We start from the raw sequence: 11,296 nt of genomic DNA, 5'->3' as shown, positions 1-11,296 counted from the left end.
CCTCAGTTCTCGATCCACACGTCGGCGAACGAGAGCGACGGCGATGGCGAGCCGAACGGGCCGGCTTCCTTCTGGCCGGTGGGCAGCACGCCTTCACCCACCCCGTGCACCTTGCTGCTGGTGATGATGCCCGAGGCGTTCGCGTGGTCGAGCCAGATGATCGGCACCAGCTCGGCGAGACGTTCCTGCACCGTTGCGTAGGCCTTCACGCGCTCTTCCTTGTCGGTCGTGGCGCGACCGGCGTCGAGGGCGGTGTCGAGCTCGGGGTCCTTGAGCCGGGTGATCGCCGTCGAGATCTCCCCCAACGGGGTCACACCGCTGCTGTGGAGCAACAGCCGGTCCATGTCCGGGTCGGCGGCGCCGAACTCGTAGGCCCCGCTGAGGTCGTAGTCACCGGTGATCAGCCTCTCGACCAGGGTGGCCTGGTCGGTCTGGTCCAGCTTGAGGTCCACTCCGGCCTTGCTCCACATGTCCTGCAGCAGCTGGCCGCTCTGCGCCGCGGAGGGGTCGGCGAGGGTCATCAAGGACAGCTCGACCGGCCCGTTCTTCGCCTCGTACTCGCTTACCGCCTTCTTCGCCGCGTCCAGGTCGTAAGTCGGGTAGTCGGTCTCGGTGTACCACGGGGTGTCCTTCGCCCAGGGGCCGGTGGCCGGCCTGGTCAGACCGCCGCGCAGCGTGTCGACGAAGGCCTTCTGGTCCGTGGCGCGCGCGAGCGCGCGCCGCAGCCCGGCGTCGGCGAGCTTCTTGTTCGCGGTGTTGAGGAAGAACAGGCCCTCGGTGACGGCCATCCCCTTCACGCGCGTGGTCGTGTAGGCGGGGTCGTCGAACTTCACCACGTCCTGCGGGTCGCGGGTCGACATGCCGTCGACATCGTTGGCCTGCAGCGCGAGCGTGCGCTGGGGTCCGTCGGGGACGATGCGGAACTCGATCTCGTCGAGATGGGGAAGTCCCTTGTCGGCTCGCCAGTAGCCGGGGTTCTTCTTGACCTTCATGGAGGAGCCCTGCCTGTGGCCGTCGAACAGGAAGGGGCCGGTGCCGATCGGTGCGTCACTGGCCTTCTCGGGGTTGTCCAGTGAGCTGAGCGGCACGACGAGTCCCGGCGTGCCGGTCAGGTAATAGGGGAAGGTCGCCCACGGCTCCGACAGCCTGACCACGACGGTCATCGCATCGGCCGCCTTGACCGACTCGACCGCGCTCAGGGTCGCCGCGTTCACCGGGGACTCGATGTGCGCGTCGAGGTTGGCCACCACGACCTCGGCGTCCAGCGGGTCCCCGTTGGAAAAGGTGATCCCTTCGCGCACCTTGATCGTCCACTCCGTGGCGTCCTTGTCGGGCTCCACGCTCTCGGCGAGGAACGGCCGCCAGTCGCTGTTCTCGTCGAGCGCGACGATGGGCTCGATGATCGTCCGCACCATCGTGAAGGTCTGGCCGCTGAACGACGCCCCGTCGCTGACGGGGTCGAACCCCGGGGCGTCGGCGCTCACGGCGAACGTGAGGCTTCCGCCCGGCTGTGGCTCGGCCTCGTCTGTTCCGTCTCCGCCGCACGCCACCAGCGTCAACATCGCGACCAACGCCACAGCCGAAGCACGCGACCTCGTCTTCAGAACCGCCACGGCTCCTGATCCCTTCGTCGGCTGCCGGCGCTCGTACCGGCAGCGGTCTGAGGGCGATCATCGGCCTTGTAATCTCGGTCACACGAGTAGGGAGTCCCTACTTGTTTGGGGTGCCCCACCCCGACTACCTGGTCGTATGGTGCCAGCATCCCATCCCCCGACACGCTTTCCGGATGCATGGAGGTGCCTGATGCCCACGGAACCGAGCGTCCGGTTCGAGCTCCCCGACGTCGATCCCGAAGCCGATCTGGATCCGGCTTCCACGACGAGCCCGGCCCTCGACGCCATCGAAGGTCTCCGCGAGAGCGGAGGCCTGGTGGTGGTCGTCGCCGGGCCCGGGTTCGGCGCCTCGTTCGCACTGCGGTCGGCGGTCCAGGAGTGCCGCCGCACCGGCTGGCAGGTCCTCGACGGCGCCGAGTTCCTCTCCTCCGCAGGCTCCGGACGGCCGCCACGGGGCGACCGGCCGGCACTGGCGGTGGCGGACCCGGCAGCGTATCCGCCCGGTGTCACCGTCTCCCCTCCAACGATTAGCGCGCGGACGGTGGTGGTCACCGCCATCACCGCGGGGCTGACGTGGCCAGGGCCCATGGCGAGCGCCGCCAGTGGCCTCCTGGAGGAATCGCGGCTCCGGGTGATCCACCTTCCACGGCTCGGCGGCGATGTCCTGAAGGGAATCGTCGCGTCCGCCGCACCCGGGCTCTCCGCCGCCGAGATCGACCACTCGGCATCCGCGGCGGCAGGGAACCCGCTGGTGGCCCTCCACCTGGCCCGGCACGGCCACCTGCGCAGTCCTGAGCTGGACCGGGTCGTCCTCGCCAGGCTCCTGGACCGGTTCGGCGAGGCGGCGCGCGCCGTCGCCTCAGTGCTGGCCGCCCTGATGCCGGTGACGCTCGACAACCTGCCGCTGATCGCAGAGCTCGCCGATGTGCCGCCGGCCACCGCCGCCGGGAAGTTCGACATCCTCGTCGAGGCCGGCCTCGTCGCCGCCGATCCCGCGGACGGCTACCGCATCTCGGTGCCGTGGCTCGCGGACGCCCTGTACGCCGGTCTGGGACCGGCGACGCGCGAGCGTCTCCATCGTTGCGCCGTCGGCCATCTCACCTCGGGCGGTGTGGTCCAGCACGAGATGGCCGCCCATCATCTCCTGCAGGCGAGCACGCGCGGCCCGGCCGACGTCGACCTGCTCCTCACCGTGGCCGACGACCTGACCGCCACGGCTCCGGATATGGCCGCAGACTGCTACCGGCGGGCCCTCGGCCACGTGGACGGGCCGCCCGAGCGCATCGCGGAGATCACCGCGAGACTCGCCCGCGCCAGCCTTCTCGCGGGACGTCCCGGCGACACCGTGGACGTCGGCCGGCCGCTGCTCGACGATCCCGGCACCGCGTCGGCTGAGATGTACCCATGGCTGCTCTCGGTCGTCACCGAGGCGATGAAGGCCACTCTGGCGGTCGAGGACGCCGAGCTCATCCTGCGCGGCGGCGCCGAAGGGATCAACGAGCTGCTGGACGCTCAGGCGGCGTACCTGTTCGCCACCTCGGGCCGCGACGTGGAGGCACGGGTGCGGATCCGGCGCGCCCGGTCCGCCCTCGCGCGGCGCTCGGTTCGCGGCCAGGTCAACATGCTGAGCAACATCCTCCACGCCGAGTGCATCGCCGGTGACTTCGCCGGACTCCGCGAGGACGCCGGGACCCTGGAGGGGATCGTCGACCAGACGCCCGCTGAGGTGCAGCTGCACGCGTGGGCCACGCTGGCCCATGTGCGGTCGGTCGAGGGTGACCTGAGCGCCAGCACCGCCGCGGCCACCCGCGCCGAGGAGCTGCTCCACGGCGTGACCTGGGGCGTCTACGTGCCCGGCGTCCGGTATGCGCGGGCGGCGATCGCATTCGCCGGCGGGCGCTGGGACGATGCGCTGGAGATCGCGGCCGCCGCGGACGAGCCACTGGCCCAGTCCGGCACGGTCAGCTACCTGCACCTCATGCGGAATCTTCGCGCCCGGATCCTGGCCAACCGCGGCGAACTGGCCGATGCGCGCAGGCTCAGCCAGGCGCGGGGTTCCGCACCGCATGTGATCACCGCCATGCACATCCTGGCGGTGGCGGAGATCGAGATCCTCGAGGGCAACGCCGCCGCGTCGGCCCGGCGGCTGGCGGACACGCTGCGCCAGGACACCCTGCCCGGCCAGGTGCGCGCCGAGCTCCTCGCCATGCTCGCCCGGGCATCGGCGGCCTGCGGTGACATCGGCACCATCGCGGATTGCCATGCCGAGGTCGAGGAGCGGTTCGGTGTCCGCACCGCCAGCCGTCAGGTGCGGCTGGAGCTGCGACTGGCCCGCGCCCGTGCCGAGGGCTCCGCGGAGTTCGCGAAGAGCGTGCTGCGCGAGGCGACCGGACACGGCTTCACCCTCTTCGAGGGACGCGCGCTGCTGGCCCTCGGCCGCCTTGACGTGGACCCGGAGGCGAACCTCACCGAAGCGATGCAGGTGTTCGGTCACCTCAACGCGGTGCCGTGGAGGCGGTCGACCGCCACCGAACTGCGCGAGCGCGGGTTCCGCGTCCCGCGCCGCGCCCGCACCAGTGCCGACCACCTGACGGAGACCGAGATCCAGCTGGCCCGTCTCGTGCAGGCCGCCCGCTCCAACAAGGAGATCGCGGACGCGATGTCACTCAGTGTGAAGACGGTCGAGGTCTACCTCAGCCGCCTCTACGCCAAGGTGGGCTGCAAGAACCGGCTCGATCTGGCCCGAGCCGCCGACGAGGGCCGGCTTCCCCTGCCCGACCCCGCCCCGGCATCGGTTCCCTGCACGCCCTAACGCTAAGTGCAGGGTTCTCCGAAGTTCCGTGACCGCTTCCGACGTTCCTAGCATCCGTATGGCAACGCGGTGACACCCGTCCCGCAATGAGCTAGTGAAGGATCGTCCATGCAGATCGAGCACGCGGTCGTGCTGGTCAGCGGCGCGGCCTCCGGACTGGGCGCGGCGACCGCACGCCACCTCGCCGGGGCCGGCGCCCGGATCGTCGCCCTCGACCGCGACGAGAAGGGCCTCGATCACCTGGCGGCCCAGGTGCCCCTCGCCGCCACCGTCGTCGGTGACATCACGCGGACCGAGGACATCGCACGCGCGATCGATTCCGCCCAGGACGTCGGTCCGCTCACCGTGGTGGTCAACTGCGCGGGCGGCGGATCGGCGCCCCGCCGGGTGCTCTCGCGCACCGGCACGATGACCGACATCGACGAATGGCGTTCGGTCGCCGAGTTGAACCTCGTCGCCGCGCTGGACGTGTCGCGCCAGGCCGCGCACAGCATGTCCCGCAACGATGACGGCCCATCGGGGCGTGGCGTCATCGTCCATGTCTCGTCCATCGCGGCCCTGGACGGCAGCCAGGGCGTCTCCGCCTACGCCGCCACGAAGGGCGGCCTGGTGCCGCTCGTGCACACGATGGCCCGCGACCTCGCCCCCTGGAGCATCCGGGTCATGGCCGTGGCCCCCGGGGTGTTCGACACCCCCATGTACGCCTCGCTGCCGGACTCCATCAAGGAGCGGCGTCAACGCGAATTCGTCTACCCCGTCCGGGCCGGTGCCCCCGAGGAGTTCGCGCGGCTGGTGCGGCACATAGCGGAGAACGACTACCTCAACGCCGACTGCATCCGCATCGACGCCGGACTGAGGATGCACCAATGACGGCCACGACCGCGTCCGCCCTGGATGGAGCGATCGAGAACCTGCGTTCCTGGCTCGATGCCGGGCACCGGACGCCGCAGGAGATTCGCGCGACCGTCTACCGCCTCGGGCTGGCCTGGCCGCACTTCCCCACCGGCGCCGGCGGTCTCGGCCTGGACCCGGTCACCGGCGTCGCGGTCACAGCCCGCCTGAGCGCGGAGTTCGGCCTGCCCGCCGTCCCCGCGCGCTCGGTCATCGCCTGTGGGATGGCGGCGCCGACACTCGTCGCGCATGGCGGCGGCCACCACCATCCACTGCTCCGGCGGATCTACGTCGACCAGGAGATCTGGTGCCAGCTGTTCTCCGAGCCGAGTGCGGGATCGGACCTCGCCAACGTCGCCACCACCGCCCGCCGCGACGGCGACCGCTGGGTCGTCAACGGCGCGAAGGTGTGGACCTCCCTCGCCCACGAGGCGCAATGGGCCATGCTCCTCGCCCGCACCGACCCCGATGCCCCCAAGCACCGCGGGCTGACCTACTTCATCGTCCGCCTGGACGCTCCCGGCGTCTCCGTGCGGCCCCTCTTCCAGATCACCGGTGAGGCGGAGTTCAACGAGGTGCTCCTAGACGACGTCGTCATCCCCGACTCCGACCGTCTCGGCGGCGTCGGCGACGGCTGGTCCGTCGCAATCACCACGCTGACCTCCGAGCGCGGTGCCCTGTCGAACGTCGCGCGGCCCGGTGGCAACGCGGTCGACCGCGCCGTCCGCCTCTGGCATCAGTGCGAGCACCGCAACCCGGTCGACCAGGTCCGCCTGGCCGATCTGTGGATCCGGGACCGCCTGGTCACCGCCACGCTGAACCGCACGGCCGACGATCCCACGGGCAGCACCGGGCCCATGCACAAGGTGTTGTCCGCCGAGCTGCACCAGGACGTCGCGGAGTTCACCGCCGGCCTGCTCGGCCGGGGGGCGCTCGAATACCCACGCGGCTATCCCATGACCCGCCCCGACACCAGCGCCGAGGCGGAACACGATCTCCTCTACGACTACCTCCGCAGCCGCGGCAGTTCCATCGAGGGCGGCACCTCGGAGATCCTCCGGAACATCATCGGCGAGCGGATCCTCGGCCTGGAGCCCGAACCCCGGGTCGACAAGGCCGTTCCCTGGCGCGAAACGAGGCGCGGATGACCAGCTGGACGATCCACGGCGCCGACGAGCACGAGACGGCACTGCGCGCCTCCCTCGTCACCCTCCTGGACCGCCGGGCCGTGCAGCCGCCCGCTTCGCCGACGGCCGCGACGCCGGATCGGCGGCTGTGGGAGGAGATCTGCGGCGACTTCGGACTCGGCGAGGTCGCCGCGGACGAGGCCGACGGGACGTACTCCCCCACCCGGCTGATGGCCACCTGCTTCGAGTTGCTCGGAGAACGCCTCGCTCCGGTACCCGCCTTTTCCACCTTGGGACTCGCCGCACCGCTCGTGCGGGCCTGTGGCGGCACCCAGCACGTGCGGTCGTGGTGGCACGAGCTGCTCGCCGGCCGTGTCGTCGCCGCGGTGGCCGTCCCCACCGACCCTGTGGTCGTCCACGACGGCGCGACCGTGACGATCCGCGGCACCGCCCCGCACACCGTGGACGGCGCCGGCGCCGACGTCCTGCTGGTCGTCGCGGAAGTCCCCGGGCACGGCTGCTGCCTTCTCGAAGTCGACCCCGCGGAGCACGAGCGGGCGCCCCGGCGCCCCGAGGCCGCGCTCGACCTGAGCCGCGAACTCGGGCACATCACGTTCCTCGACGCCCCCGCGCGAGTGATCGGCCGCACCGACGCCGGCGCGGAGCTCCGCGGCGCCCTCGCGACCCGGTCGGCGGTGCTGCTGGCCGCCGAGCAGCTCGGCGGGCTGGCGGCCTGCCTTCGCCTGGCCGTCGAGCACGCGAAGACGCGGTTCCAGTTCGGCCGTTCCATCGGTTCCTTCCAGGCGATCAAGCATCGGCTCAGCGACATGTACCTGGGGATGGAGCTGACCCGCACGGCCGTGATGCAGGCGTGCGGGGCGATCGATGCCGGCGCGGCCGATGCGGAGCTGTGGGCGGCGATCGCCCACCGGACCGCCACGGAGAACTTCACCCGTGGCGCGGCTCAGGCCCTCCAGATCCACGGCGGCCTCGGGTTCACCTGGGAGCACCCGATCCATCTCTTCGTCAAGCGAGCGAGGTCCAGCGAGGTCCTGCTCGACCTTCCCAGCGAACGCACCACCCGGATCGTCGAGCTCCTCGGGCTCTGACACCGACCGTAGAACCCGGAGCAGAAACATGAACGTTCGACAGTTCCCCGTCGAGTGGGGACACGTCACGACCTTCGCCCGCGCCGTCGGGGACGACCACCCGATGTACCGGCTCGACGGCTCCTACGACGCCGCGTCGATCACGGCACCGCCAACGTTCGTGGCCGCCTACGTCCACTTTGACGAGGACTGGCCGCTGCGCCCCCACCCAGGCCGGCCCTGGGTGGGCTCCGGGCGCACCCCGACAGGGGTGAGCGCCGAGGACGACGACGCCAAGCATCTGCTTCACGCCGAGCAGCGTTTCGACTACCACCGGCCCCTGCGTCCGGGTGACGTGCTGACCGTGACCGAGAGAGCGGGCCCGACCTGGACCAAGCAGGGCCGCCGCGGCGGCGTCCTCACGTTCTCCCAGGTGGTGCAGGAGTTCCGCGACCAGCGCGGCGAACTCGTCGTCACCGCCACCTCCACGGGTGTCGTCACCGAAGGAACCGCACAATGAGCGCCACAGCCCCCGCGACCTGGGAACCCGGCACCACCTTCTCAACGGTGGTCATCGACAACCTGCCCCGTTCGCAGATCGTGCAGTACGCCGGCGCCTCGGGGGATTTCAACCCCATCCACACCGACGAGGTCTACGCCACCGCGGCCGCCGGCCTGCCCAGCGTGTTCGCGCACGGAATGCTGACAATGGGGGCCGCGGCCACCATGCTGCAACGCCTGGTGGGCCCGGCGGCTCTCCGCAGCTACACGGCCCGGTTCGCGGAGCGCGTATGGCCGGGCGACACTCTCACCGCGTCGGCGACCCTCACCGACGCCCGGCACGCCGACGACCGGCTCCACCTCGATCTGGAGCTGACGGTGACCAACCAGGACGGCACCGTCGTCCTGCGCGGACACGCACAGGCCACCGTCCCCCGCCACTCCGGCCCCGGCCGGCCCGCCGCGACCAACCGATCGGAGATCACCAGTGCGTAGTGCAGTCATCGTCGATGCGGTGCGGACCGCGGGAGGCAGGCGCGACGGCGTCCTGTCGGGCTGGCATCCGGCGGACCTGTCCGCAGAGACGCTCAAGGCGCTGATCGAGCGCACCGGGATCGACCCCGAGATGATCGAGGACGTCGTGATGGGGTGCGTCACCCAGGTCGGCGACCAGTCCGCCAACATCGCGCGCAACGCCGTCCTCGCGGCCGGCTTCCCCGAGTCCGTCCCCGGCACGACGGTGGACCGGCAGTGCGGTTCGTCCCAGCAGGCCGTCCACTTCGCGGCGCAGGGCGTGATGGCCGGTGCGTACGACGTCGTGGTCGCCGCCGGCGTGGAGCTCATGTCCACCACCAAGATGATGGGCGCCATGCTCCCGGGCACGTTCCCGGTCGGACCTGCCGCGACCGCCCGGTACGCCGACCGGGAGAACTACGGCGTCACCGGCCTGCCGCACCAGGGCATCGGCGCGGAGCTGCTCGCCGACCGGCACGGCCTGACCCGTACCGACCTCGACGAGTTCGCCGTACGCAGCCATGAGCTGGCCGACCGCGCCACCCAGGACGGCGAGTTCGCCAACGAGATCATCGCCGTACCCGAGCACCGCAAGGGTGGGGAGCGTTCCAACTCGACCCTGGTCAACCGCGACGAGGGAATCCGCAGCGGGACCACGACCGAGATCCTCGCCGGCCTGCGGCCCGCGTTCCTGGAGGAGGGCAGGGTCACCGCCGGCAACGCCAGCCAGATCACCGACGGCGCCGCCGCAATGCTGATCATGTCCCAGGAGCGGGCGGCCGAGTTCGGGCTGCGCGTGCGCGCCCGCCTGCACTCCTTCGCCGTAGCCGGCTCGGACCCCGTCGTCATGCTCGACGCTCCGGCGCCTGCGACGCTCAAGGTGCTGAAGCGCGCCTCGCTCGGCATCGACGACATCGACCAGTTCGAGTGCAACGAGGCGTTCGCGTCGGTCACCCTGGCCTGGCAGCGCGAGACCGGCGCAGCGCTGACGAAGGTCAACCCGTACGGCGGCGCGATCGCGCTGGGCCACCCGCTCGGTGCCAGCGGGATCCGGCTCATGACCACGCTGCTCAACGGGATCGAGCGCACGGGGGGCCGCTACGGCCTGCAGACCATGTGCGAAGGCGGCGGCATGGCCAACGCGACCATCATCGAGGTGCTCCCGTGAGGACGGCGCAGTGGTGAGCCCGACGTTCCGACACATCCGCTACGACCTCCCGGCTCCCGGGGTCGCCCGGATCACCCTGGCCCGCGGGGAGGCCCGCAACGCCCAGAACGCCAGGCTTCTCTACGAACTCAACGACGCCTTCGACGTCGCCGCCCGCGACGACGCCGTGCGCTGCATCGTCCTGTGCGCCGACGGGCCCCACTTCTCGGCCGGGCACGACCTGCGGGACTCGTTCGTCGCCGAACTCGACCGTCGGGAACCGGTCGGCACCTGGTGCGGCTACCACGCCGCCGGAGCCGAGGGCGTGATGTCGCAGGAGAACGAGCTGTTCCTCGGCCTGTCCGAACGATGGCGCAACCTGCCCAAACCGACGGTCGCAGCGGTTCAGGGCAAGGCGATCTCCGGCGGGCTGATGCTCGTGTGGCCGTGCGACCTGATCGTCGCGGCCGAGGATGCGCAGTTCGTGGACATCACCGTCGAGATGGGAATCCCGGGCACCGAGTTCTTCCACCACCCGTGGGAGCTCCCGGCCAGGATCGCCAAAGAGATGCTGTTCGCCTCACGGTCGCTCGACGCGCAGGAGGCACACCGGTACGGGATGGTCAACCATGTCGTGCCGGCCGCCGATCTGATGCGGCGCACGCTCCAGCTCGCGGGCCGGATCGCGGCCCGCCCCTCGCTGGCGCTGCGCCTGGCGAAGGAGTCGGTCAACGCCGCCGAGGACGCCGGGGGGCGAACATCGGCGATGGCGACCGCCTTCGCCCACCATCAGCTCGGTCACAGCCACTACCGGCAACTCCACGGCACCATGATCGACCCAGACTTCCTGGCGCGCTTCGCCGGTGCCGCCACCCGCCCGCGTGAGGAGACACCGTGAGCTACGTCGTCGAAGGGCTTGTGCGCTTCCCACCCGCCGCCGTGGCCGACATCACGAAGTTCACCGCCGAGTTCGCCGAGGTCGAACTGCCCGTGGTGCGGTCATCGGACCTCGGACTCGCCGGAGCCTGGACCATCGCCGATGCGGAAGGCTCGAAGCTGCTGCACCTGTACGGCCCGATCGACGGCCTCGCCGACCTGACCGCGAGCGCCCGCTCGATCGCGAAACTCCCGCCCGATCACCCTTACCACGAGCTCTACACCTGGATCACGGGTACGAGCATCCGCTACTCCCGGACCATCCGGCCTCTGATCGATCCCGTCGATCGCGGCTGGTGGGAACGGCGGACCACGGCGCCGTCGGCGGAACCGTACTTCGTCGCCACCTGCCGCTACGGGCTCACCGGGGAGCACACGTTCCGGGCGGCGCTCTCCACGGCGCTCGCGGCCATCGACGCGACCGACGGCGTCAGCGTCGCCTTGGCCTACGACACGCTCTTCGGCGACCACGGCTGCACCCGCGTGATCGGCACGGCGGCCACGCTGGAAAGCTTCACCGGCACCGTGGACGAACACACCAGGGTATCGGCGGCGTACCGCGACCCATGGACGACCGTCCCCGCCACGCCCACGCCGTACTCACCCCTCAGATAGCGGCCGCCGCGGCGGCGCCGCTCGCTGACCCATCACCGTCTCCAGAGGAGAAC

General features: G+C 71.0%; 10 protein-coding genes. 9 read left to right on the top strand and 1 reads right to left on the bottom strand.

Annotation, left to right across the window (positions count from 1 at the left end):
• Nucleotides 1–2: 2 nt before the first annotated feature.
• Nucleotides 3–1,562, bottom strand: a complete 1,560-nt coding sequence (locus E1285_RS10805) for an ABC transporter substrate-binding protein (protein ID WP_132150728.1) — start codon at nt 1,560–1,562, stop codon at nt 3–5.
• Nucleotides 1,563–1,803: 241 nt separating this feature from the next.
• Here E1285_RS10805 and E1285_RS10800 point away from each other — a divergent pair, with 241 nt between their 5' ends.
• The 9 genes from E1285_RS10800 to E1285_RS10760 all read left to right on the top strand — a co-directional run bounded on the left by E1285_RS10800 (nt 1,804) and on the right by E1285_RS10760 (nt 11,243).
• Nucleotides 1,804–4,425: a LuxR family transcriptional regulator gene (locus tag E1285_RS10800; protein ID WP_165966548.1), complete on the top strand. Its 2,622-nt coding sequence runs from the start codon at nt 1,804–1,806 to the stop codon at nt 4,423–4,425.
• Between the two features lie 108 nt (nt 4,426–4,533).
• On the top strand, nt 4,534–5,295 hold the full coding sequence (locus tag E1285_RS10795; protein ID WP_132150723.1) for an SDR family NAD(P)-dependent oxidoreductase: 762 nt from the start codon (nt 4,534–4,536) through the stop codon (nt 5,293–5,295).
• A complete protein-coding gene (locus E1285_RS10790) occupies nt 5,292–6,464 on the top strand; it encodes an acyl-CoA dehydrogenase family protein (protein WP_132150721.1) in 1,173 nt (390 codons plus the stop codon). Before E1285_RS10795 ends, E1285_RS10790 begins: the two co-directional genes overlap by 4 nt.
• Nucleotides 6,461–7,552, top strand: a complete 1,092-nt coding sequence (locus E1285_RS10785; RefSeq protein ID WP_132150719.1) for an acyl-CoA dehydrogenase — start codon at nt 6,461–6,463, stop codon at nt 7,550–7,552. The genes E1285_RS10790 and E1285_RS10785 overlap by 4 nt, the downstream gene beginning before the upstream one ends.
• Before the next feature lie 28 nt (nt 7,553–7,580).
• Nucleotides 7,581–8,051 carry a MaoC family dehydratase N-terminal domain-containing protein gene (locus E1285_RS10780; RefSeq protein WP_132150717.1) on the top strand — a complete coding sequence of 157 codons (471 nt, stop codon included), beginning with the start codon at nt 7,581–7,583 and terminating at the stop codon, nt 8,049–8,051.
• On the top strand, nt 8,048–8,527 hold the full coding sequence (locus tag E1285_RS10775; RefSeq protein ID WP_132150715.1) for a MaoC/PaaZ C-terminal domain-containing protein: 480 nt from the start codon (nt 8,048–8,050) through the stop codon (nt 8,525–8,527). Before E1285_RS10780 ends, E1285_RS10775 begins: the two co-directional genes overlap by 4 nt.
• Nucleotides 8,520–9,713 carry a thiolase family protein gene (locus E1285_RS10770; protein ID WP_132150713.1) on the top strand — a complete coding sequence of 398 codons (1,194 nt, stop codon included), beginning with the start codon at nt 8,520–8,522 and terminating at the stop codon, nt 9,711–9,713. The genes E1285_RS10775 and E1285_RS10770 overlap by 8 nt, the downstream gene beginning before the upstream one ends.
• Before the next feature lie 13 nt (nt 9,714–9,726).
• Nucleotides 9,727–10,590, top strand: a complete 864-nt coding sequence (locus tag E1285_RS10765; protein ID WP_207946523.1) for an enoyl-CoA hydratase — start codon at nt 9,727–9,729, stop codon at nt 10,588–10,590.
• On the top strand, nt 10,587–11,243 hold the full coding sequence (locus E1285_RS10760; protein ID WP_132150711.1) for a hypothetical protein: 657 nt from the start codon (nt 10,587–10,589) through the stop codon (nt 11,241–11,243). The genes E1285_RS10765 and E1285_RS10760 overlap by 4 nt, the downstream gene beginning before the upstream one ends.
• The last annotated feature ends 53 nt before the right edge of the window (nt 11,244–11,296 follow it).

The sequence above is a fragment of the Actinomadura sp. 7K507 genome, from assembly GCF_004348425.1.
GTDB lineage: Bacteria > Actinomycetota > Actinomycetes > Streptosporangiales > Streptosporangiaceae > Spirillospora.
Note: the sequence above shows the minus strand (reverse complement) of the source record. Positions and strands in the feature narration are given on the sequence as shown.